The sequence below is a fragment of the Duganella sp. Root336D2 genome, assembly GCF_001425005.1.
Taxonomy (GTDB): domain Bacteria; phylum Pseudomonadota; class Gammaproteobacteria; order Burkholderiales; family Burkholderiaceae_D; genus Rugamonas.
Genome location: NZ_LMDB01000012.1, coordinates 697,573 through 720,680, shown reverse-complemented (window position 1 = coordinate 720,680; position 23,108 = coordinate 697,573). Strand labels below are relative to the sequence as shown.

The window sequence follows — 23,108 nt, the reverse complement described above, 5'->3', positions numbered from 1 at the left end:
ATAATTACCTTCGCTAGATATTCAGTTTACGGCACATCCGGACAAAACTTGATGTTTGTCAGGCAAGAGTGCGCTTGATAATGCCGGCCAGCTTGCTGGCATAGTTGGGGTCGGTAGCGTAGCCGGCCCGCTGCAGGCCCATGGCGAAGCCGGCGGCATCGGTGCCGTTGGCTGCTGCCAGCGCTTTTTCATAGCGCGGATTGCTGCTCAGCAGGCGGGCGTAGTCCTTGAAGCTATCGGCATAGCTGTCATAGGCGCGGAACTTCTCGACGCGGGTCTGTGCCTTGCCGTTGATATATTCGGTTGTGGCCGTTTCGACAACACGGCCCTTCCAGTCCGGGCCAGCCTTGATGCCGAACAGGTTATGGCTGTTGCTGCCATCGCGGCCCTTGATTTCGCGCCGGCCCCAGCCGGTTTCCAGGGCCGCCTGGCCCAGCATGAACTTGGCCGGAATGCCGGTGGCGCGGCTGGCCTCTTCGGCGTGGCTGGACAGCTTGTCCTGGAAGCTGCGCACATGGGCCGGCTTGTCGGAGGCGGCCGCCGGGTTCGCGCCGGCCTTGGCCACGGCCGCGGCGCCGCCGCTGGCCTCGATCGAACGTTGCAGCCTGGCTTGATCCATCAGGGCGCGCGTCATGGCCGGATCGGTCGGCACGCCATCCAGCGGCAGCGTTTTCGACAACTGGCGCACCAGCACATCGGCCAGGCCCAGGCCCTTTTTGGCGATGTCCTGGCTGGTCTGCTGGTCGAGCATGGTGGTGAACATCTTCGATTGCTGGCTATCCATCAAGCCATCTTGCGGCGTGGCGTCGCGCATGCTCTTCATCATCATGTTGACGAACATGGCTTCGAACTGGGTCGCCGTGGCTTTCAGCGCTTCCGGCGAACCGGCACGCGCCGACTGGCGCAGCTCGGACATGCCCTTGGTATCCATGGCAAGGTTGGAGCTCAGGTCGGCGGTAGCGGTACGCGGGATCATGGCGACGTCCTCAAATGATTTCCAGCTCGGCGCGCAGCGAACCTGCTGCCTTCATCGCCTGCAGGATGGCCAGCAAGTCTTGCGGGGAGGCGCCGATGGCATTGAGGGCTTTCACCACGTCGGCCAGCGACGCGCCGCCTTTCAGCATGATGACCTTGCCGGAATCTTTCTTGATGTCGACACTGCCCTGCTGGGATACCACGGTCTGGCCACCGCTGAGCGGGTTCGGCTGGCTGACCTGGGTGTCGGCATTGACCGATACTGACAGGTTGCCGTGCGAAATGGCGCACGTCTCAAGCGTCACTTCCTGGTTCATCACCACCGAACCGGTGCGGGCGTTCATGATGACTTTGGCGGCCTGGCGCGCCGGGCGCACGTCCATGCTTTCCAGGTCGCCGATGAAGGCCACCCGCGCATCGCTCGAGGATGGCGCGGTGACGCGGATGGTGCGGCCATCCTGCGCATAGGCCACGCCGGCGCCGTATTTATCGTTGATGGCGTGGACCACGCGGCTGGCGGTGGCAAAGTCGGTGTTGTTCAGTTCGAGGCGGATCTGGTTGCCGTCGCCCAGCGTGGTCGGCACCGCGCGTTCCACCGTAGCGCCGCCGGAAATGCGGCCGACCGACAGATGGTTGACGACGACTGCGGCGCCGCCACCCGGCGCTTGCGCACCGACGCCGCCCACCAGCACATTGCCTTGCGCCATGCCGTAGACCTGGCCGTCGGCGCCTTTGAGCGGCGTCATCAGCAGCGTGCCGCCGCGCAGCGATTTGGCGTTACCCATCGAGGACACGGTAACGTCGATCTGCTGGCCCGGTTGCGCAAAGGCCGGCAGGTTGGTGGTGACCATGACGGCTGCCACGTTCTTCAATTGCAGCGTGGTGCCAGGCGGCAGCGCCACCCCCATCTGCTGCAGCATGGACGCCACCGATTGCACGGTGAACGGGGTTTGCGTGGTCTGGTCGCCGGAACCATCGAGGCCGACCACCAGGCCGTAACCCATCAACTGGTTCTGCCGTACGCCGGCAATGCTGGCCAGGTCTTTCAGGCGCTCAGCCTGCACGGCAGGCGCCAGCAGCAAGGCGGCGCAAAGGGCGAGGAGCTTGAAATTGTTCATGATCAGAAAGGCAGCAGGCTGAGGAAGAAGCGCGACAGCATCGACTGCACTTCAGCGCCATCGATATTGCTCTTGGTGCGGTATTCGACGCGCGCGTCGGCAATCGAGGTCGAAGCCACCGAATTGCCGTTGATCGAGTCCGGGTTCACCATGCCGGAGATGCGGATATATTCAGTGGCCTTGTTCATGCCGACCTGCTTTTCGCCGGCAATGACCAGGTTACCGTTCGACAGCACTTCCACCACGGTGGCGCCGATGGTGCCGCGGAAGCTGTTGCTCAGGGATTGGCTGTCGGCATCGGCAAATTTGTTGTCGGCGCTGGTGGCGATATTGGTGCCCAGCTTGTTCTGCAGCAGGCCGGGCACGCCGAAGTTGACGCTGCCCGACTTGTTGCCGGCGCTGGCGCCATTCTTGACGGCGGAGGTGCTTTCCGTGATGACGACATTGATGACGTCGCCCACATGGCGCGCGCGGCGGTCTTCGAACGCCGGGCGATAGCTGCTTTGCTGGTAGATCGCGCCATTGTTCTGCGCCACCGGCGGGTATGGCGGCGGCAGCGGACGGGCGCTGGTCGGGCCGTTGACGATCGAAGTCGGCGCAGCAACGCAGGCGGACAGCAGCACAGGCGCGATGAGGATGGCGGCAAGACGGAATCGCATGGCGGGCTCGCTCTATTACAGCTGCGACAGGCGCTGCAGCATCTGGTCGGAAGTGGTGATCGCCTTCGAGTTGATTTCGTAAGCGCGCTGGGTCTGGATCATGTTCACCATTTCCTCGACCACGTTGACGTTCGAAGTTTCCACGTAGCCCTGCATGATCACCCCGGTACCGTTGGTGCCCGGCTGGTTCTGCGTCGCCGCGCCGGACGAACCGGTTTCCACGTACAGGTTCTCGCCCTTCGATTCCAGGCCGGTCGGGTTGATGAAGGTTGCCAGCTGGATGGCGCCGATCTGCTGCGGTGCGGCCTGGCCCGGCAGGGTGACCGACACGATGCCGTCACGCGCCACCGTAATGCTGGTGGCATTGATCGGGATGGTGATGGCCGGCTGCAGCACGAAGCCGCTGGAAGTCACCATCTGGCCATTGTTATCGCGCTGGAAGGAGCCATCGCGGGTGTAGGCCGTGGTGCCGTCCGGCAGCAGTACCGGGAAGAAGCCATTGCCGTTGACCATCAGGTCCTTGTCGTTGCCGGTCGACTGCGGGTTGCCCTGGGTGTGGATGCGCTCGATAGCCACCGGGCGCACGCCGGTGCCGAGCTGCATGCCCGATGGAAGCTGGGTCTGCTGCGAGGAAGCAGCGCCCGGCTGGCGGATGTTCTGGTACAGCAGGTCTTCGAAGACGGCGCGCGACTTCTTGAAGCCATTGGTGCTCACGTTCGCCAGGTTATTGGACACCACGTCCATCTGGGTCTGCTGCGCTTCCATGCCAGTCTTGGCAATCCACAGTGATCGAATCATTTGCCTGCCCCTTCAACAGTAAAACTAAGCGGTTTTTCTATGCAGGCATTATCCCGCGGCAAGGGTCAACTCAAAACGCCGATCTGGCCGGTTTTCCCCCGCCTATTCAAGTGTGTGGCATGGATCGATTAGCTCTGCTACTGCTTACGATTTGCCAAGTATTGCCAGAAAGACAGAGCACGAGTATTGCTCGGCCTGGTAGCCGGGGCATTATTGATGCGAACCCGGCCCGCAATCGAAACATTATGGGTGATGCCACTCGCCACAAGTCCATTCCTGCTCTGGGCGATAGAGCTGGCCGGTTAGCCGGCCGCGACGGAGTCGCGCACGAGGTTCGCTGGCTGTGCGGCCGGCAAAGGCTCGGGCCGCCCTACCCCATAACCCTGGGCGAAATCGACACCCATCGCACGCAAACAGGCCAGCACCGCATCGTCCTCGACGAATTCGGCGATGGTCTGCTTGCCCATCACATGCGCGATCTGGTTGATCGACTCCACCATGGCGCGCTCGGTCGGGCTGTGCAGGATGCCTTTGATGAAGCTGCCGTCGATCTTCACGTAGTCGACCGGCAGGTGTTTCAGGTAGGCGAAGGAAGACATGCCGGCACCGAAGTCATCGAGTGCGAAGCGGGCGCCTTGCGCTTGCAGGTCCTGGATCAGGGTTGCAGCCTGGGCCAGGTTGGCCACTGCCGCCGTTTCGGTGATTTCGAAACAGACGTCTTCCAGCGCCACGCCGGTGAGGCGCTGCTGCTCCAGCACGAACTCCAGCAAATCATCGTCGCACACGGAGGCGCCGGACAGGTTGATGGCCCAGCTGGTGCCAGCCGGTTGCTGTGCCAGCGCTTCAAAGGCGTGGCGGATCACCCAGCGATCGAGCAGCGGCATCAGGTCGTAGCGTTCGGCAGCCGGGATAAAGGCCATCGGCGGCACCAGACCGCCTTCCTCGTCCAGCATGCGCACCAGTACTTCGGCATGGGCCCGGCCGCCAGGTCGCAGCGGGGCGATGGTTTGCAGGTGCAGGCAGAAGCGGTCGTTTTCCAGCGCGGCGCGGATGCGCGAGACGGCTTCCATTTCCGTCTGCCGCACCGAGAGTTCGGCGTCGTCGTCGCTGTACAGGTGGATGCGGTTGCGGCCCTTTTCTTTCGCCATGTAGCAGGCGGCGTCGGCCGACTTCATCACTTCCTTCAGGCTGCTGCTGCGGCTATCGAGCAGCACCAGGCCGATGCTGACGCCGATGCGGTAGCTGCGCACGCCCCAGGCGAAATGCAGGTCGACCACGGCCTTGCGCACTTTCTCTGCGACGCGCAAGGCGTCTTCGTGGCTGCACTGGGTCAGCATGATGCCGAATTCGTCGCCGCCCAGACGGCCGACGATATCGCGCTCGCGCAGCGTGGCTTGCAGCAGCTGGCTCACTTGCTTGATCAATTCGTCGCCTGCGGCGTGGCCGCTGGTGTCGTTGATGATCTTGAAGCGGTCCAGGTCGAGGTACAGCACCGCATGCTCGCCGCCGCCGCCCTGGCGCAGGGCAGCCAGCAATTCGCGCAGGCGGCGTTCGAATTCGCGCCGGTTCATGATATCGGTCAGCTCGTCGTGCGTGGCCTGGTAACTCAGTTGGGCGGCGTGGCGGCGTGCTTCGCTGGCGTCGTGCAGCACAATGACCTGGCCGATGGCGGTTCCGTCGGGCGCGTGAATCGATGCTTCCGAGAGGTCGACCGGGAGCAGCTCSCCGTCGCCTGCCAGCACATGCAGCGCACCGCCCTCGCCTTCCAGCCGGCATACTTCATCCAACGGGCGGCCCAGCATGTCGGCGCCGGACATACCCAGCATCTGTTCAGCATTGCGGTTGCTGTAGCTGACGCGCTGCTCGCTATCCGTGGTGATGACGGCGTCGGCAATCGAACCCAGGGTCACCTGCATCAATTCTTTTTCGGCGAAGGCTTCCGCTTCGCTTTGGCGCAGTTGCTGCAGCAGGCGCTCGCGGCGGGCGAAGGAGCGGCGCAAGTAGCCGTGGCCGCTCCACGCCAGCAGCACTGCCGCCAGCACCAGCACGGCCAGCAAGGCGTTCGAGACCTGGCGCGCCGCGTCGTTGATGGCGGCCGCAAAGCCGATGGCGAGCGGCGTCAAGCGGCGGTCGATTTCCTGGATTTCCAGCAGTACCACCGGCGAGGAACGTGCGGCCGGCGGCATGCCATGCACGCGTTCCCCCAGCTCGCGCAGGCGCAGCAAGTGCTGGTCGCTGTGTTCCCAATAAGTGATGGCGCGCGCCATCAGGTACAGGTCTTTGAAATTGCGGTACAGCCAGACCATGCCGCGCACGTCTTCCTCGGCGTTGCGGCCGCCGAGGAATCCTTCGCGCACCACTTCCCGGTCCATTTGTTCCTTCTCCATTTCGCGCCGCGCGCGCATGTCGGACAGCGGCACTGCCAGTTCGGATTGGAATTGGGTGTAGTCCTGCTCGTCGGAAGTGACCAGGTAGCGCTGCAGGGAGGCGATGGCAGCCTTCTGGCCTTTGGACCAATGGCTTTCGCCGCTAACGTAGGCACGCAGCGTGGCGGCGATGGACAGGCTGAACACCGCGACCAGGGCGAGCGCAGCCACGGCCAGCACAAACGGCAGGACCACGGCGGCATATCGTTCCTCGCGAGGAGCCATGAACAAGGACAGCTAAACAGAAAGATTCCATGATGAGGAATCCAGGCGCGACGCGCAATGGTTCGCGCGCCGCACGTTGCCTCATAGCAACATCATTGACGCAATATTAATTCAAAGCCAAGATCTGTGTCGCTTTGGCAGCATTGTTTTCCGCGTTCTTCAACAGGCTCATTTGCGTTTCGAAGGAGCGCGCCAGGGTAATCATATTGACCATGGCATCGATCGGGTTGACGTTGCTGCCTTCCAGCGTGCCGTCCGCCAGGCGCACGCCCTGGTCGGGATCGGCCGGCAGGCCGCTTTGCTGGCGGAACAGGCCATCGTCGCCGCGCACCAGGCCTTTGACGTCCGGGTTCACCAGCTTGATGCGGCCCAGCACATTCGAGGGGCCAGGCTGGGTCTGGGTAGTGTCGATGGCCGACACCGTGCCATCGGCGGCAACGGCCACCTGGGCGTCGGGCGGAATGGCGATCGGGCCGTTCTCGCCCACCAGGGTCAGGCCGGCAGCCGTTTGCAGCATGCCGTTTTCGCTGACCTTCAGGCTGCCGTTGCGGGTGTAGGCCTCGGAGCCGTCGCTCGACTGCACGGCAATGAAACCATCGCCGCGCAAGGCCACGTCCAGCGCCCGCCCGGTCGTCTGCATAGCGCCGGCGCGGAAGTCCGAGCCGACGGTGTTGTCGACCACGAAGGTCCGGGTCGGCAAGCCTTCCGCCACCACGGGAACGGCGCGGAAGGAATCGAGCTGGGCGCGGAAGCCGGTCGTGGTTGCATTGGCCAGGTTGTTCGAGGTGGTGGCCTGCTGCTCCAGGATGTGGCGCGCGCCGGTGGCGGCGGTGTAGACAAGGCGGTCCATCGCTTGCTCGCTTTATCCGGTTAACGCAGGTTGACCAGGGTTTGCAGCACCGAGTCCTGGGTCTTGATGGTCTGCGCATTGGCCTGGTAGACGCGCTGCGCAGTGATCATGTCGACCAGTTCCTTGGTCAGGTCCACGTTCGACGATTCAACCGACGAGGAACGCAAATTGCCAAGGCCGCCCTGGCCCGGCGCACCGACCTGCGGCGCACCGGACGCCGAACTTTCCGCCCAGACGTTGTTACCGAGCGGGATCAGGCCGTCCGGGCTGGCGAAATTGGCCAGCACGAATTGCGCCAGGGGACGCGACTTGCCGTTGCTGTACTGGCCGATGATGGTGCCGCTGGCGTCAGCCGAGAAACGCTGCAGGCTGCCCGAAGAGTAGCCGTTCTGCGTCGATTCCTTTTCGCTGGTCGGCGAACCGTATTGGGTGGTGCCGACGAAGTTGGTGGAGATCGTCATGACCAGGTCGGCCCCGTTGTCCGGGAAGATCGGCAGGTTGATCGAGAACGGCAGGGTCTGCGGCGGCACCATCAGCGCCATTTTCGCTGCGCTCAGCTGGCCGTTGGTGTCGAAGCCCAGGGTGCCCACTTTCACGGCCGGCACTGTAATTGCCGCTGCCAGTTTCTGGTCGATGATGTCCGGGCTGTTGCCGGGGATGGCGCCAACGTCGGTCGGGGGCGTGTACACGGCGGCCAGTTTCGCCAGCTGGGCGGCAGTCGCACCGGCAGCGGTAGCGGCGGCGGTCATGGCGGCGCCGGCGGCTGCGGAGTAGGCCTGCTGTGCTGCCAGCATGCCGGCTGGATTGTTCGCGGCTGCGGCAGCATCGTAGGCCACGCGGGCTGCCTTGGCAGCCGGGTCGGCCAGTACGGCCTGCGCCACGGCCTTGGCACTGACCTGCACGCCATCGCTGCCGGCGTACACATCCCATACGCCGCTGCCCTTGTTCACGTAGAACATCGACATGGTGTGGGCATTGCCCAGGCTGTCGAACACGTCCATCACGGTCTGCTTGTTGTAGGTCAGCGGATCGCCAGCATCGAACGGCACTTTGCTCGGGATCGGCGAGGTGGACGACAGGTTGATCTTGAAGTTCGCTTCGGTGGTCTCGACCGGGGTCAGGTCGGCGGTGTCGATCTTGATCGGCACCGGTGCGCCGGCCAGGATGACGCCGTCCTTGGTGGCCAGGTAGCCGGTGATGGCATTGCCCTGGGCATTGGTGATGATGCCGTTCTTGTCGAGCAGGAACTGGCCGTTGCGCGAGTACTGCACTTCGCCGCTGGGCGCCACGGTGCGGAAGAAGCCGCCGCCATTGATCGAGATATCGAGCGGGTTGTTGGTGGTTTCGATGTTGCCCTGCGTGAATTGCTGCGCGATGCGCGAAATGCTCACGCCGATACCCGGGTTGTTGCCGGCCACGCCGTTCAGCGAGTTGGCGTACAGGTCGGCGAACTGTGCCTGCGAACCTTTGAAGCCCACCGTGCTCGCGTTGGCGATGTTATTGCCGATAACGTCGAGCGACTTGCCTGCGGCGTTCAGACCGCTGAGACCTTGTTGAAACATGGTATTTCCCCTATCAGGTTGGGCTTACAAAACTTGTTTGATGTCGTCCATGGTCAATTGACCGATGGCAGGAACATTGAGCCTGGTGCCGCCGGCGCCGGTGGACACGCTGGCCACGGTGCCGAAAGTCAGCGCCTGCAAGCCTTCGGCAGCCTTGCCGCCCAGGGTGCCGCTGACTTCCACGCTGTACATGCCATCGGGCGCGGTGCTGCCGTCAGCCAGTTTGCCGTCCCAGCCCAGCGGCAGCACGCCGGCATCGACCGACTGCAGCGAGAGCGAGTGCACCACCTTGCCGCTGGCATTCTTGATATCGATCTGCAGCGTGTCGACCGCGTTCTTCATCTCAACACCGAACAGGCCTTTGCTTGAAGCCAGTTGCAGGTTCTTGCCGGCCGCCAGCACGCCGTGGTTGATCAGGTTGGTCGCCTGCAGCGAAGCCGAATTGGCGTAATCCTTCTTCAGCGATTCGATCGTCTCGTTCAGCTTGTTGATGCCGGTGACGGTCTGCAATTGCGCCAGCTGGCTGGTCACTTGTGCGTTGTCCAGCGGGTTCAGCGGGTCCTGGTTTTTCAGCTGCGTGATCAGCAGCGTCATGAATTTGTCCTGGTCGGCAGTTACGCTCTTGTCGGAGCCGGTACTGCCGCGGGTATTGACCGCGTTGAGCAGGGCTTGCGTCGGCGTGCTGCCGCCAGTGACGGGGGTATTGGTGATGGCCATGGTTACTGTCCGATCGTCAGGGTTTTCAGCAGCATGGTCTTGGCTGCATTCATGGTTTCAACATTGGTCTGGTAAGAGCGCGAAGCCGACAGCATATTGACCATCTCATCGACTACGTTCACGTTCGGCATCGTCACATAACCCTTCTCGTCCGCCAGCGGATGCTTGGGGTCGTAGACTTGCTTGAGTGGCGACGGGTCTTCCACCACCTTGCTCACTTTGACCGAGGTGGCGGCGCCGTTGGCGCTCGGGGTGGCTTCGAACACCACCTGCTTGGCGCGGTAGGCTTCACCGCTGGCCGAGGTGGCGCTGTCGGCGTTGGCCAGGTTGGAGGCGACGACGTTCAGGCGCTGGGCCTGGGCGCTCATGGCCGAACCGGAAACGTTGAAAATGCTGAACAAGGACATTACTGGCCTCCCTGGATCGCGGCCAGCAGGCCTTTGATCTGCGAATTAATAAAGGTCACGCCTGCTTCGTAGCGCAATGCATTGTCGGCAAAGTTGTTACGTTCAACATCCATGTCGACCGTGTTGCCATCGACTGCGCCCTGCGCCGGGTGGCGGTACAGCAGCGGCGTGCCGTCCGGCAGCGTGCTGCCATCCTGCGGCGGACGCGGGAAGTGCTTGTTGGCCGTGGTTTGCAAGGGCTGCGGCGTGGCCGCGCGCTGCATGGCTTCCTGCAAGTTGGCGGAAAAGTCGATGTCGCGCGCCTTGTAATTCGGCGTGTCGGCATTGGCAATGTTCGACGCCAGTACGGCCTGGCGCTTTTCACGCAGGCTGAGGGCGGTTTCGTTGAACAGCAGGTAGTTGTCGAGTTTGCCTAACATGGCGCTTCTCCGCTTGATGACAGGTTCGATGATACGGAGCAATGTGCTTGCTTGATCGGAAGAGAAAGGCGGGGTTTTTGCCCTTATTCGCGGCTTGCGGCTTGCGCGCCGGGGCTAAGATGGGCAGCATGAAACAAGTCCTCATCATTGCAAGCCTGTTTGCCGTCAGCCTGGCCCATGCCGCTCCGGCCCGCATGGAGCCTGCTGCCCTGCGCCAGGTCGCCGAGCAATTCCTGCAAGTCCAGACTGCCGGCCTGCCGGGCAAGGTCACGGTCAGCGTCGGCGCGGTCGACCAGCGCCTGAACCTGGCGCCCTGCCCGGCCCCGGAAGCGTTCCTGATGCCGGGTGCGCGCGCCTGGGGCAAGACCACGGTCGGCGTGCGTTGTGCGGCGCCTTCGCCGTGGACGGTATATATTCAGTCCCAGGTATCGGTGTTAGGCAGTTATGTGGCCGCCGCCGTACCGCTGGTCCAGGGCCAGGCGATCGAAGATGCCCAATTGGCAATGATGCAAGGCGAACTGACCGCCCTGCCGCCGGGAATTGCGACCGACAAGGTGCAACTGGTCGGCAAGTCCAGCAGCATGTCGATTTCGGCCGGCACCCCGCTGCGGGTGGACATGGTCAAGGCCAAGCCGGTGATCCTGCAGGGCCAACTGGTCAAGCTGGTCACCAAGGGCAATGGCTTCTCGGTGTCGGCCGAGGGCAAGGCAGCCGGTTCGGCGGCCGAGGGCCAGGTGGTGGCAGTCCGCACCGGCAATGGCCAGCAAATCAGCGGAATTGCCCGCCTGGGTGGAATGGTCGAAGTAGCTTTTTGAACAAGTTTCACGATGCCAGCTAAAGTTTGGCCGCAGATTGCCGTTATAGACTCGTATGCCGGGGTAAAGTACTCCAACCAGACGAGGATAAAGCTGTGAAGATCAACGATACATTGAAGAACACGCCGGGCTTGCCAAGTTCGCCCGCGACGGGCACGAACGCGCGCAGCGCGGACAAGGCCGCCGCAGCGACTTCCACCGCACCACAGGCAGGTACCGACAATGTGCGCCTGTCCTCGCAAGGACAGGCAATGGCGGCCAGTGGCGCTGCCGCCAGCAATGCCGTGTTCGACACGAAAAAAGTCGAGCGCATCAAGATGGCAATTGCTGACGGCCAGTTCCAGGTCAACTCGGAAAAAGTGGCAGACGGTTTGCTGGACACGGTCCGCGACCTGCTGCACGCACGTAAGCAACGCTAAGGAAACATGATGGCCGCTGTCTCCCCTAAACACAGCCTGCAGGCTGAGTTGAGCAAGATCACGGAATTGCTGGATGTCCTGAAACAGGAACAGCAAGACCTGGTAGCGGCCGACATCGACCACCTGACCTCGCTGACTCCGCACAAGTCGGCCCTGGTCAACGAAATGGCCACCCTGGCCACCGCGCGCCACCGCGCCCTCGCCGAGGCCGGTTATCCGGCGCTGGAACTGGGCATGGAATCGTGGCTGGAAGCCCAGCATGACGACGCCGCCAATATATTGTGGCAGCAACTGCTGGACCAGACCCGCGCGGCCAAGGAATTGAACCGCCTGAACGGCGTGTTGATCAACAAGCACCTGGGCCATACCCAGGGCGCACTGCAAGCCTTGCGCCCGGGGCAAACCACGGTCTACGGACCGAGCGGCATGACCACCGGCGGCACCACGCGCCGCGGCTTCATCGCCGGCTAAGCCTTTCGCAACCGGCACACCGCCGGACCTTTCGAATTAATGACTTTTTATGCAACCTTCTGCATAATGGGCGAATGCGCACATTTCTCTCAGGAATTATTCTGGCGGCCACGACCGCCCAAGCCGGTGCTGCCTCCGTTCATTCCGCCCTTGGCGGTGAACAATTCGGACTGCAGCCCGCCGACAACTACCGCCTGAGCAACGGCCGCTGCAACGACTGCGGCCAGAAGCAGGCCTTGTGGTACTTCCAGGATGAGGTGATTGCCCTGCCGGCTGCCGGTGCCAAGGATGCACCGGGCCTGGTCTGGCTGGGTTCGCCACAACTGGTGCCGCAGGCGCGCTTTGACGGAAAAGCGCTGCACACGGCCGATGGCGGCACGCTCGATTTCCGCCTGGCGCCGAAGATCGCGACCAACCGTTCCTACTTCAACGCCAGCTCGGAAGCCTTCTTCCGCCAGCGCGAAGTGCGCGTGCGCGGCCAGTGGGACGAGGCCGGCCAGCAGTTCGTGGCACGCACCATCTGGCCGCGCGACTATGTGATCGATGCGGGCAAGCTGCCAGTACAGCCCTTGTCCGGCGACGACGACCTGCAGGGTTTCGTACGTCATGCGGACGGCGGTGCGCGCGGCGAGTACGCGGTGCGCAAGGTATGGCAGCGGCCTGGCGCCGCGCCGGCCGACTTGTCCGGCAAGCCGGTGCTGGCCATGATGCTCAGCGGAGCCCAGGGCGACGACGACGAAGCATATGGCGGCCATTTCGCCATCGCCACCGGCCGGCTGGGGCCGCAGGGCGAGTGGTCGGACTGGCTGGTGAATAACTTCTACGGCCTCGATTCGACCAGCGAGAAAGGTATCGTCGCTTCGGCCCTGCCGATGGATAACTACCTGATGGACTTGAACAGCGGACAGCAGTATTACCGGCCGTCGTACATGCTGGTGGCGGTGTTGAAAGATCCGCGCACCGCGCAGGCCTACCAGGGCAATGTGAACCAGGTATTCCGCGCCTTCTATGCCCACCATTTCAGCTACCAGCACGCGGCTGCCAACTGCACCGGGATCAATGTCGACGTACTGCGCAAACTGGGCTGGCAATGGCCCCTGCAGGGTCCGACCAATCGCCTGAAGGCCGTTGGCGCTTTTGCCTACATGGCGGCGAAGGAAATGAGCATCGCCAGCGGCAAGAAGGCCTACAGCTATTTCACCGAGGAGCAGACGCGCCTGCATCCGGCGGTGGCGTTTGATGCGTTGGGCAAGGATTTGCTGAATGTGCTGGGCGGCCAGGCCGGGCGCCAGTTGAGCGGGTTCGAGCAGCAGCTGAAGTCGGATGTGGAGGCGGTGATGCTGGTGCGGATTCCGCAGATCCCTTCCAGCCGCGCGTTCGGTTCGGCGCCGGCGTATTCGATCGACGAGTTCATGGCGCGCGCGCCGGAGGATCGCAGCAAGTGGCAGGTGGTACCGGTGGAGCCACGGCCATTTCCTGAAGAGTTGATGGACGAGCAGGCGAAGCAGAACTTGCAGAAGTCGGCGTGGCCGGTGGCGGCGCTGGTACTGCTGGTTGCGACGATCGGAACTGCATGGCATTGGCGGCGCAGGCAGAAGCTGCGGGAGCAGGTGCCGCATCCGGAGCGGCTGCGCGCCTAAACCCGGTAAATCAGGGTCAGACCCAGGTCTGCGGCGGTCGCGTGTCAGGGTCTGACCCTTGGGTCTGACCCTGGTTTTACGGGTTGGGAATTTCGGTAGCCGGATCGGGGACCCCTGACAAAATCGTCACAGCCACCCGCCGATTCCGCGCCCGCGTCTCGGGATCGTCATTCGACGCCACCGGCTGGTTGTCCGCATGTCCCACCGCCGTCATGCGCGAAGCGGCAATCCCGGATTCGATAAACAGCCGCACCACAGTCCCCGCCCGCACTGCCGACAACTCCCAGTTCGACGGAAAAGCCGCATTCCTGATCGGCACATTATCGGTATGCCCCTCCACCTGCACATTGTGCGGGTCATCCTTCAGCAGCGTCGCCACCGCGGTCAGCGCCTCGCGCGACTCCCCGGTCAGCCTTGCATCGCCCGGATTGAACAGCACCGAAGCATTGATTTCCACGCTCACGCCCCGGCTATTCTGGGTCACCCTTACCTTGCCCTCTTTCACCAGCGGCGCCAGGGTACTGGCCAGGTCCTTGGCCAGCCGCGTCATCTGCTCCTTCTCCTTCTTGATCGCCTCGTTGCGCTTGCGCGAAGCGGGATTGGGAATCGGCAGGCTCTGGACTTCGGTATTGGTCGGGGGGGCAGCGCCAGCCCCGCCAAACGCATCGCCCAGCGCGTCGGAAAACACCTTGTACTTGCCAACGTTGACCGACGATACCGCGTACATCACCACAAAGAAGGCAAACAGCAGCGTGATGAAGTCGGCGTAAGAGATCAGCCAGCGCTCATGGTTCTCGGCGTCGTCGTCGAACTTGCGGCGTGCGCGGCGGTACTGCATGTCACGGCTCCCGCATCAGGGTCGCGATCCGCTCATCGATAACGCGCGTGAAGTCGCCGGTGGCGATGTCGTACATCACCGTGGCCGTCAGCTCCTGCAGGTAGACCTGGCGCGTGACGATGGTCTTGAGCTTGTTGGCGATCGGGTAGAAGAACAGGTTGGCCAGGCCGACCCCGTAAATGGTCGACACGAAAGCCACCGCAATGCCGGAACCGAGCTTGCTCGGGTCGGTCAGGTTTTCCATCACATGGATCAGGCCCAGCACAGCGCCCAGGATGCCGATGGTCGGCGAATAGCCGGCCGCCGATTCCCAGATGCGCACCGCCTGGCGCTCCGCCGTTTCGAAGGCGGTGATTTCCATGTCCAGCATCTGCCGCATCTTGTCCGGGTTGATGCCGTCCACGATCATGCGCAAACCCTTGGCGATGAACTTGTCCTTGGCGCCCAGCATGGGGCGCTCCAGCGCCAGCAGCCCGTCGCGGCGGGCCAGCATGCTCCAGTTATTGATATCGCGCGCCAACTGGGCGCGGTTGTCCGGCGGCGGCTTGAAGACCCAGCGCAGCATGGTCAGGCCACGGCGCAGGGTCGGCAAACGGGTTTGCAGCATGACAGCGCCGAACGTGCCGACTACCACGATGGCGAAGGCTGCCGGCTGCAGCAGGGAAGTGATCTTGCCGCCCTCCAGCCCCTGGCCGACGATGATGCCGGCCAGCGCCAGCAGCACTCCGGCTACGCTGGACCAGTCCATGCCTGCTCCCGCAGCGAGGCACGCAGGCGCGCCACGGCTTGTGTGTGCAACTGCGATACCCGGGATTCGGAGACGCCCATCACGGCGCCGATCTCCTTCAGGTTCAGCTCTTCCTCGTAGTAAAGGCCCATCAGCATTTTCTCACGTGGGGGTAGCGCATCAATCGCATCGATCACGGCCTGGCGGAAGTCGGTGTCGAGCAGCGCGCGCAGCGGATCGGCATCTTCATCATGGGCGTAGCGGTCGAGGAAGCTGTCGTTGCCGTCTTCCGCGTGAAAATCTTCGTAGTACACCAGTTGGTGGCCGCCGCCCTCGGACAGCATTTCCTGGTAATCGGCCAGCGACAGTTTGAGCGACTTCGCCACTTCCGACTCGGTCGGCGGGCGGCCCAGGCGCTGCTGCAGCGTGGCCATGGCGGTTTCAATCTTGCGCATGTCCTGCCGCATCGAGCGCGGCATCCAGTCGGAAGAGCGCAATTCATCGAGCATGGCGCCGCGGATGCGCATCACCGCGTAAGTCTCGAACTGGGCGCCGTGGGTTTCTTCATACCTGTTAATAGCGTCCAGCAAGCCGATCATGCCGGCCTGTACCAGGTCATCCACTTCCACACTGGGCGGCAATTTTGCCTTCATATGGTGGGCCAGGCGCTTGACCAACGGCATGTGCGTCGTCAGCAAGGAATCCTTGTCCACCTTCCCTTTGACCGTGTACATAAAGGTTCTAATTCTTTTCAGGCTCTAAAATGGTTGCAGCTCCCCATCGCAAAACGCCCTGCCAGCTGGCGGAAGGCCACTGACGCCCCGGCCAGGGGGAAGGCGTCCACCACCGCACGACCCAGCCGGGCTGCACGCTGCAGGTATTCGTCGGCCGGCACAGACCCCATGGAAACGAGGTTGACTGCCAGGTAACGGCTTGCCGCATGTGCCATATTATCGTAAACCACCCTTGCTTCGGCCTCCGAAGCGCCGGTGACCAGGATGCCGAACGGCCGGCGCCCAAGTTCATGGTTGAGCCGCTTGATCATCATATAAGCATTCTTGATCGAAGTGGCACTGTTTGACACCTGCACCACGATCTCGGAACTGGCCATCAAGGGTACCGGGAAGGCTTCGCCATCAAATTCGCCGTCCACCAGCACGATGCCGCTCTGGCTGGCCAGCACGCCGAAAGCCTTGGCCAGGCGGCGCCCTTCGTCCGGGCCGCGGCGCGATTCGCCGCGCGTCATCGACACCACATTGAAGCCTTGCGGCGCCGCATGCAGCACCTGGTTCAGGCCGCAGTGCTGGCGCGCCACGTCGAGCAGGCTGGCGCCGTGGTCCAGGCCCAGGCGCGATACCACGCCGTGCGCGCTGGCGCAGGCGTCGACCAGCAGCACGTCGTTGCCCGCCTGCGACAGCGAGGCGCCCAGGTTAACCAGCATGGCGCCTTTGTCGTCCTGCGGCGTGGCCGACAGGAACGTGATGATGCGTGGCCGGGGGCCGGCCAGCATCCGGCGCAGGCCCTCGGCCTGGTCGAAATCGAAATTAGCCAAAGCGTACCTCGCGCAGCATTGGGTCGTGCACGGCGCCGGCTACCAGCAGCGGCAGTTCGGCGTCGCCGTATTTCGGGGCGGACTGGCCGCCGAAGGCGCGTCCCACCAGCGCCGCCGGATCGGCCAGGTGCAGGTCTTCCGGCACGCGCTGGCCGTTGGACGCGTAGAACAGGCGCAGCTTGTGGCGGATCACCACGTCCAGCGCGGAGCCGATCGAGGCGGCTTCGTCCAGCTTGGTGATGATGGCGCCGGCCAGGCCGCTGCCCTGGTAGGCGCGCACCACTTCGGACAGGGTTTCCTGGGTCGAGGTGGCATTCATGCACAGGATGCGCTGCACGTCGGTGCCAACGCCCTGCAACATGGCGACCTGCTCGGCCACCATCTGGTCGCGCTGGCTGACGCCGACAGTGTCAATCAGCACGGTGTGCTTGTTGCGCAGTTCATTCAGGGCGATGCGCAGGTCGGCTTCGTCTTTCACCGAGTGCACCATCACGCCCAGGATCTTGCCGTAGATGCGCAGTTGTTCGTGGGCGCCGATACGATAGGCATCGGTAGTGATCAGCGCCAGTTTTTCCGGGCCGTGGCGCATCACGCAGCGCGCGGCCAGCTTGGCGGTGGTGGTGGTCTTGCCGACACCGGTCGGGCCGACCAGGGCGAACACGCCGCCTTTTTCCAGCAGCGCGTCTTCGTTGCTCATGGCGTTGATGTTGCGGGCCAGGACGGTGCGCATCCATTGCAACGCCTCGGCGCCGTCGCGGGCGGCCGGCAGCTTGTCGGTCAGGTAGCGTGCCAGGCTGGCGGAGAAGCCGGCGGCCAGCATTTCGCGCAGCACCACGGTCTTGTGCGGCTCGCGCTGCTGGGTGTTGGCGAAGGCCAGTTCGTTGAGCTGGGTTTCCATCATGCCGCGCATGGCGCGCAGTTCGCTCATCATGCTGGTCATTTCGGCAGCGGCCGTGGCTTTGGCGCTGGCGACCGCCTCCGCGACCAGCGAGGAAATGCGGTCCATGTCGACTGCCGGCGCGGCAGGTGCCGGTGCAGGTGCGATCGGGCGGGCCGGTGCGCGCGGCGCGGCTGGCGCCTGGCGGGCAGTGGCGCGTACCACCGCGGCGGCCGGCTGGGAGACCAGGGCCGGCGCCAGCTCCAGGTGCGGCGCGGGCGCTGACATCGGCGAATCCGGGGAGTGCGGGGCCAGGGCTGCGGCATCGTCGCCGGCCAGGGCCAGGATTTCCACCGCGCCGTCGACAGCGCGGTTGGAGAGGATCACCGCATCCGGGCCAAGCGCTTCGCGTACCTTGCGCAGCGCTTCACGAGATGTTGGGGCGGTAAATTTTTTAACGTTCATTTCCTGCTACTCCGGCTTATTCGCACATGGTCAAATTATTGACGATGCGTCGGGGTAACAATCGGTGGAATAGCTTGGGAAATGCCGCTTAATTCAAAACCGGCAAACCTGGGTCTGACCCGCAGGGTCAGACCCAGTCAGCGCCGCGGCCACCGGTTTGGGTGGTGCGCCGTTGATATTCGTCGAAAGTCAAAGACCTGGATTACCGGTTTTACTGCGCACCCACCAGCGAAGTAACCCGGATGGTCTTCGTCTCCGGAATCTCCGAATGCGACAGCACCTTGAGCTGTGGCAGCGCACGGCGCAGGAATTTGGACAGCAGTGGACGCAGGGCCCCCGGCACCAGCAGCACCGGCGTCACACCCAGCGCCTCCTGCTGCTGCGTTGCCGTCGCAGCCTGCTGCGCAATGGTATCGGCCAGCCCCGGCTCGATACCCGCTGAATCGCCGCCACTGGTCATGGCCTGCATCAGCAAACGTTCCAGGCGATTGTCCAGGGTCATGACCGACAGCTCGCCCCCGGCCGGGAACAGCTGCTGCACGATCGCCCGGCCCAGCGCCACACGCACTTGCGCGGTGAGGTCGTTCGGATCCTGGGTATGCGGGGTGAACTCGGCCAGCGTTTCGATAATGGTGCGCATATCGCGGATATGCACGCCCTCCGCCAACAAGTTCTGCAGCACCTTCTGCAAGGCCGACAACGACAGCATCTTCGGCACCAGGTCTTCCACCAGCTTCGGCGAATCCTTGCCCAGGTGATCCAGCAGCGACTGCACTTCGGCGCGGCCAAGCAGTTCGGAAGCGTGCGAAGTAATCAGGTGATTCAGGTGGGTTGCCACCACGGTGCCGGCATCGACCACGGTATAACCCATGCCGGTAGCCTGGTCGCGCAGCGAAGCATCGATCCAGATCGCTGGCAGGCCGAAGGCCGGGTCGGTGGTCACCATGCCGGGCAGCGTGCCGCTCGCCATGCCCGGATTGATCGCCAGGTACTGGCCGTTGAACGCCTCGCCGGTGCCAACCTCCACGCCCTTCAGCGTGATGCGGTAGGCGGAGGGCTTCAGCTCGAGGTTGTCGCGGATATGCACCGGCGGCGCCAGGAAGCCCACTTCCTGCGCAAACTTCTTGCGGATGCCCTTGATGCGCTTCAGCAGTTCTCCGCCCTGGGTCTTGTCGACCAGCGGGATCAGGCGATAGCCCACTTCCAGCCCGAGGGTATCGACCGCCAGCACGTCCTGCCAGGTTGCCTCTTCCTGCTCGGGCGCAGCCTGCGCCCCGGCCGCTGCACCGGCCGCACCGCCGCCGCCCGCACCGCCGGCCTCTTGCGTGGCATCCGCTTCCGCTTTCTCCTTCGCCTTTTTCTGCAGCATGTAGCCGGAACCGATCAGGGTCGATGCCAGCAGGATGAACACCAGGTTTGGCATACCGGGAATCAGGCCCATGCCGCCGATGATGGCGCCAGTGATGAACAGCACTTGCGGCTTGGCGAACAGCTGGCTGATCACCTGGGTGCCGATGTCGGTTTCGGAGGCCACGCGCGACACCACGATACCGGCCGCGATCGAAATCACCAGCGAAGGAATCTGCGCCACCAGGCCGTCACCGATCGCCAGCAGCACGTAGTTTTTCAGCGCGTCGGCAAAGCCCATGTCGTGCTGGATCATGCCCACCAGCAGGCCGCCCACCACGTTGATCACGGTAACCAGGATGCCGGCCACCGCATCGCCGCGCACGTATTTCGAGGCGCCGTCCATGGCGCCGTAGAACTCCGCCTCCTGCGACACTTCATTACGGCGGCGCTTCGCCTCCGGCTCGCCGATCAGTCCCGCATTCAGGTCGGCATCGATCGCCATCTGCTTGCCAGGCATTGCGTCCAGGGCGAAACGTGCGCCCACTTCAGCGATACGGCCCGCGCCCTTGGTCACGACCACGAAGTTAATGATGGTCAGGATCACGAACACCACGATACCGACCGTGTAATTACCGCCGATCAGGAAGTGGCCGAAGGCCTCGATCACCTTACCTGCCGCATCCGGGCCGGTGTGGCCTTCGGTCAGCACGACACGGGTCGACGCCACGTTCAACGACAGGCGCAGCATGGTGGACACCAGCAGCACCGTCGGGAAAGCCATGAAGTCCAGCGGCTTGACCGTATACAGGCTGGTCAGCAGCACGATGATCGACAGTGCGATGTTAAAACTGAAGAACAGGTCGAGCACGAACGCCGGCAACGGCAAGATCATCATCGCCAGCAGCATGATGATCAGGATCGGTGCGGCCAAGGATTGGCCGTTGCCGACGATGCCTCTCATCCACGGCGGCATGTTCAGGGCGTTCATTCTCTTTTGCTCCGTTTATTTCTTGTTCAGTGGATCCATATCGTCCGGCACATCGAGCCTGGTTGGACGATCCGGGTAACGCAGGCCTGGACGATAGGCCTTGATCTGGTATACATAAGCCAATACTTCCGCCACGGCGGCGTACAGGCGCGGCGGGATTTCGTCGCCGATTTCGGTATGCTTGTGCAGCGCACGCGCCAGCGGCGGCGCTTCCAGGATGGCGACGCGGTGCTCTTTCGCCAGTTCGCGGATCCTGGCCGCCACCTGGTCGGTACCCTTGGCCACCACGCGTGGCGCGCCCTGCCCGCCTTCGGCGTACTTCAGCGCCACCGCATAATGGCTCGGGTTGGTCACCACGACGTCGGCGGTCGGCACTTCCTGCATCATGCGTTTCTTCGCCATGTCGCGCTGCAGTTGGCGGATCTTGCCCTTGATCTGCGGGTTGCCGTCCGACTCCTTGGACTCCTGGATCAGCTCCTGGCGCGTCATCTTCAGCTTGTTCGCGTAATGCCACATCTGGTACGGCGCGTCGATCAGGGCGATAAAGCCCAGTGCACCGACGATCACGATAAAGCTGAAGCCCAGCATATTCATCACGTGCGTGCTGCCGGCGTGCAGCGGCTCCACCATCAGGCCGATCGCCTCCTGCTGCTGGCGCGAAATGACCATATACGCCACCACGCCCACCACGATGGACTTGACGATGGCCTTGAGCAGTTCCACCAGCGAGTTTGTGGAAAACATATTGCCGATGCCCGTGATGGGATTCAGCTTCATGAAATTCGGGGTAAAGGCCTTGGCCGAGAACAGCCAGCCACCGACCAGCAGCGGCGACGCCAGCGCCACCACCATCACGGCGACGGCGATCGGCAGGCAGGCCAGCATGACCTGCACCACATCGACCAGGATGCGGTTCACCAGGACATCAGGATTGAACACTTGCTCGCGCGTCAGCGACAGCCCCGAGGTGAGGCTGCGGCTCAATTCGCGCACCAGGCCGGAACCGGTCATCCACAGACCGGCCCCCGCTGCCATGAGAACGGTAAAGGTCGCGACTTCGCGCGACCTGGGTACGTCCCCTTCTTCACGCGCCTGCTCGAGGCGCCTCTGTGACGCGGGTTCTGTTTTCTCGGCTTCGCTGTCTTCAGCCATTGACCGCTCCTGTTATCGACCGTGCCATTATCGCTGCGGCCGGGCAAGAGCTATCGCTGGAAAAAGCGGGGAAAACCGGCCTTACTCGGCCCCGTCGGCGGTGGTCGCGGCCTCTGGTACGGTCTTCGGACGGCCCAGCTGCCAGACCTGCTGGTCGATGGCGCCGAAAATGGACTTGCCGTCCGCATCCAGCATCTCGATCTTGATGGTGTCGCCGAAGGACATGAAGGAAGTTGTCGTTTTACCATTGGCAATCATCTCCAGGCAGCGCTTTTCGGCGATACAGGAGTAGCCCTTTTTCACATCCTTATTCGATACAGTGCCGGAGCCGACGATGGTGCCGGCGCGCGCGTTGCGGGTTTTCACAAGGTGCGAGATCAACTGGGCGAAGTTGAAGACCATGTCGACGCCGGCATTCGGCTGGCCCACCAGCTTGCCGTTCCAGGTGGAACGCAGTGGCAGGTGCACCTTGGCATCCTTCCAGGCATCGCCCAATTCGTCCGGCGTGACGGCTACCGGGGAGAAGCTGCTGGCCGGCTTGGACTGGAAGAAGCCGAAGCCCTTCGCCAGTTCTTCCGGGATCAGGTTACGCAGGGAAACGTCATTGACCAGCAGCAGCAGGCGGATCTGCTGGAAGGCCAGGTCCGGCGCAGCGCCCATCGGCACGTCGTCGGTAATGACTGCGATTTCCGACTCGAAATCGATGCCCCATTCCTCATGCTTCAACTCGATGTCGTCGCAGGGGCCGATGAAATCATCGCTGCCGCCCTGGTACATCAGCGGATCTTCCCAGAACGAGGCCGGCATTTCCGCGTTGCGCGCCTTGCGCACCAGCTCAACGTGGTTGACGTAGGCGGAACCGTCGGCCCACTGGTAGGCGCGCGGCAGCGGGGCCATGCAGTTCGCGGGTTCGAAGTCGAAGCTGCGGCGCGCCTTGCCCTCGTTAAGCTGGCGGTACAGGTCATCGAGCTGGGGCGAGATGAAAGCCCAGTCATCGAGCGCGCGCTGCAAGCTGCGGGCAATGCCATCGGCGACCACGGCGGTCTTCAGGTCGCGGGAGACGACGACCAGCTGGCCATCGCGGGTGCCGTCTTTAAGGGTGGCGAGTTTCATATGGGAATGCTATCGAATCGGTAGAGATAATCAATTTTACCTCTTAGATACGAATCATTACCATTTGACTCAAGCAGAAAGGATTTCGACCATGGCAGCAATCGCAGCGAAGAAAATGAGCCAGGCAAGCACCCACATGGGGATTGCGTTCGGCCTGATGTACGTGCTGACCGGCTCGCTGGCATTCGGCGGCCTGGCTGCCGTGCTGGAGCCGGTGATCAACGTCGCGCTGCTGCCATTCCATGAGCGCGGCTGGCACACATTACGGATGCACTTCAATGCGCGCCGGCGAGCGCTTATCGCGGCAGAAAAGGTCTCGCAAACCATGATGCATGCGCTGATTGCGTTTGCCACGCTATACGCCGCTACCGGCTCGCTCGCCTTCGGCGGCCTGGCTGCTGTGCTGGAACCGATCATCAACGTGATTGCCCTGCCGTTCCACGACCGCCTGTTTGACCGCCATGTGCTGCGTCGCGCCCATGCTTCCGCCTGAGCAGTACTTCACCGTCCGGCCAAAGAGCCCTCCGCCCCTTCGTTTCGCGCCC

The 23,108-nt window shown here is 63.2% G+C and carries 23 protein-coding genes; 5 read left to right on the top strand and 18 right to left on the bottom strand.

Features of this window, described 5'->3' with window-relative positions; all coding sequences use genetic code 11:
* Nucleotides 1–58 precede the first annotated feature (58 nt).
* The 10 genes from flgJ to flgB form a co-directional block, all read right to left on the bottom strand.
* Nucleotides 59–976 carry a flagellar assembly peptidoglycan hydrolase FlgJ gene (flgJ, locus tag ASD07_RS13430; protein WP_055930707.1) on the bottom strand — a complete coding sequence of 306 codons (918 nt, stop codon included), beginning with the start codon at nt 974–976 and terminating at the stop codon, nt 59–61.
* A 10-nt stretch (nt 977–986) separates the two neighbouring features.
* Nucleotides 987–2,093: a flagellar basal body P-ring protein FlgI gene (locus ASD07_RS13425; protein ID WP_055930704.1), complete on the bottom strand. Its 1,107-nt coding sequence runs from the start codon at nt 2,091–2,093 to the stop codon at nt 987–989.
* 2 nt (nt 2,094–2,095) lie between these two features.
* Nucleotides 2,096–2,752, bottom strand: a complete 657-nt coding sequence (locus tag ASD07_RS13420; RefSeq protein ID WP_055930701.1) for a flagellar basal body L-ring protein FlgH — start codon at nt 2,750–2,752, stop codon at nt 2,096–2,098.
* A gap of 15 nt (nt 2,753–2,767) precedes the next feature.
* On the bottom strand, nt 2,768–3,550 hold the full coding sequence (gene flgG / locus ASD07_RS13415; protein ID WP_055930698.1) for a flagellar basal-body rod protein FlgG: 783 nt from the start codon (nt 3,548–3,550) through the stop codon (nt 2,768–2,770).
* Between the two features lie 302 nt (nt 3,551–3,852).
* Nucleotides 3,853–6,201 carry an EAL domain-containing protein gene (locus tag ASD07_RS13410; RefSeq protein ID WP_055930695.1) on the bottom strand — a complete coding sequence of 783 codons (2,349 nt, stop codon included), beginning with the start codon at nt 6,199–6,201 and terminating at the stop codon, nt 3,853–3,855.
* Nucleotides 6,202–6,307: 106 nt separating this feature from the next.
* Nucleotides 6,308–7,051 (bottom strand): flagellar basal-body rod protein FlgF, encoded by a 744-nt coding sequence (gene flgF / locus ASD07_RS13405; RefSeq protein ID WP_055930692.1) that lies wholly within the window; start codon nt 7,049–7,051, stop codon nt 6,308–6,310.
* Nucleotides 7,052–7,071: 20 nt separating this feature from the next.
* Nucleotides 7,072–8,613, bottom strand: a complete 1,542-nt coding sequence (locus ASD07_RS13400) for a flagellar hook protein FlgE (protein ID WP_055930689.1) — start codon at nt 8,611–8,613, stop codon at nt 7,072–7,074.
* Between the two features lie 24 nt (nt 8,614–8,637).
* On the bottom strand, nt 8,638–9,330 hold the full coding sequence (locus ASD07_RS13395) for a flagellar hook assembly protein FlgD (RefSeq protein ID WP_055930686.1): 693 nt from the start codon (nt 9,328–9,330) through the stop codon (nt 8,638–8,640).
* Between the two features lie 2 nt (nt 9,331–9,332).
* The gene (flgC, locus tag ASD07_RS13390) at nt 9,333–9,737 is read right to left on the bottom strand and encodes a flagellar basal body rod protein FlgC (RefSeq protein ID WP_055930683.1); all 405 of its coding nucleotides are present in this window, start codon (nt 9,735–9,737) and stop codon (nt 9,333–9,335) included.
* The gene (gene flgB / locus ASD07_RS13385; protein WP_055930681.1) at nt 9,737–10,156 is read right to left on the bottom strand and encodes a flagellar basal body rod protein FlgB; all 420 of its coding nucleotides are present in this window, start codon (nt 10,154–10,156) and stop codon (nt 9,737–9,739) included. Before flgB ends, flgC begins: the two co-directional genes overlap by 1 nt.
* Before the next feature lie 128 nt (nt 10,157–10,284).
* On the opposite strand from flgB, the gene flgA reads away from it, so the two are divergent.
* The 4 genes from flgA (at nt 10,285) to ASD07_RS13365 (ending at nt 13,501) form a co-directional block, all read left to right on the top strand.
* Nucleotides 10,285–10,971, top strand: coding sequence for a flagellar basal body P-ring formation chaperone FlgA (gene flgA, locus ASD07_RS13380; protein WP_055931835.1), 687 nt, complete (start codon nt 10,285–10,287; stop codon nt 10,969–10,971).
* Between the two features lie 95 nt (nt 10,972–11,066).
* The gene (flgM, locus tag ASD07_RS13375) at nt 11,067–11,390 is read left to right on the top strand and encodes a flagellar biosynthesis anti-sigma factor FlgM (protein WP_055930678.1); all 324 of its coding nucleotides are present in this window, start codon (nt 11,067–11,069) and stop codon (nt 11,388–11,390) included.
* Nucleotides 11,391–11,396: 6 nt separating this feature from the next.
* Nucleotides 11,397–11,861, top strand: coding sequence for a flagella synthesis protein FlgN (locus ASD07_RS13370; protein ID WP_229207136.1), 465 nt, complete (start codon nt 11,397–11,399; stop codon nt 11,859–11,861).
* Nucleotides 11,862–11,935: 74 nt separating this feature from the next.
* Complete coding sequence (locus tag ASD07_RS13365) at nt 11,936–13,501, top strand: hypothetical protein (protein ID WP_055930671.1); 1,566 nt, start codon at nt 11,936–11,938, stop codon at nt 13,499–13,501.
* Between the two features lie 76 nt (nt 13,502–13,577).
* On the opposite strand, the gene motD is transcribed toward ASD07_RS13365, so the two are convergent.
* The 8 genes from motD to ASD07_RS13325 all read right to left on the bottom strand — a co-directional run bounded on the left by motD (nt 13,578) and on the right by ASD07_RS13325 (nt 22,563).
* On the bottom strand, nt 13,578–14,339 hold the full coding sequence (gene motD / locus ASD07_RS13360; protein ID WP_055930669.1) for a flagellar motor protein MotD: 762 nt from the start codon (nt 14,337–14,339) through the stop codon (nt 13,578–13,580).
* A 1-nt stretch (nt 14,340) separates the two neighbouring features.
* A complete protein-coding gene (locus tag ASD07_RS13355; protein ID WP_055930664.1) occupies nt 14,341–15,087 on the bottom strand; it encodes a flagellar motor protein in 747 nt (248 codons plus the stop codon).
* Nucleotides 15,069–15,800 carry an RNA polymerase sigma factor FliA gene (locus ASD07_RS13350; RefSeq protein WP_055930661.1) on the bottom strand — a complete coding sequence of 244 codons (732 nt, stop codon included), beginning with the start codon at nt 15,798–15,800 and terminating at the stop codon, nt 15,069–15,071. The genes ASD07_RS13355 and ASD07_RS13350 overlap by 19 nt, the downstream gene beginning before the upstream one ends.
* Before the next feature lie 17 nt (nt 15,801–15,817).
* Nucleotides 15,818–16,618: a hypothetical protein gene (locus tag ASD07_RS13345; protein ID WP_055930658.1), complete on the bottom strand. Its 801-nt coding sequence runs from the start codon at nt 16,616–16,618 to the stop codon at nt 15,818–15,820.
* Entirely contained in the window at nt 16,611–17,960 is a 1,350-nt protein-coding gene (flhF, locus tag ASD07_RS13340) for a flagellar biosynthesis protein FlhF (protein ID WP_055930656.1), read from the bottom strand. The genes ASD07_RS13345 and flhF overlap by 8 nt, the downstream gene beginning before the upstream one ends.
* Before the next feature lie 211 nt (nt 17,961–18,171).
* Nucleotides 18,172–20,298, bottom strand: coding sequence for a flagellar biosynthesis protein FlhA (gene flhA, locus ASD07_RS13335; protein WP_055930653.1), 2,127 nt, complete (start codon nt 20,296–20,298; stop codon nt 18,172–18,174).
* 15 nt (nt 20,299–20,313) lie between these two features.
* Nucleotides 20,314–21,450 carry a flagellar biosynthesis protein FlhB gene (gene flhB, locus ASD07_RS13330; RefSeq protein WP_055930650.1) on the bottom strand — a complete coding sequence of 379 codons (1,137 nt, stop codon included), beginning with the start codon at nt 21,448–21,450 and terminating at the stop codon, nt 20,314–20,316.
* A gap of 81 nt (nt 21,451–21,531) precedes the next feature.
* The gene (locus ASD07_RS13325) at nt 21,532–22,563 is read right to left on the bottom strand and encodes a fumarylacetoacetate hydrolase family protein (RefSeq protein WP_055930648.1); all 1,032 of its coding nucleotides are present in this window, start codon (nt 22,561–22,563) and stop codon (nt 21,532–21,534) included.
* Nucleotides 22,564–22,654: 91 nt separating this feature from the next.
* On the opposite strand from ASD07_RS13325, the gene ASD07_RS13320 reads away from it, so the two are divergent.
* Nucleotides 22,655–23,056 carry a DUF2061 domain-containing protein gene (locus ASD07_RS13320; RefSeq protein ID WP_055930646.1) on the top strand — a complete coding sequence of 134 codons (402 nt, stop codon included), beginning with the start codon at nt 22,655–22,657 and terminating at the stop codon, nt 23,054–23,056.
* Nucleotides 23,057–23,108: the final 52 nt, after the last annotated feature.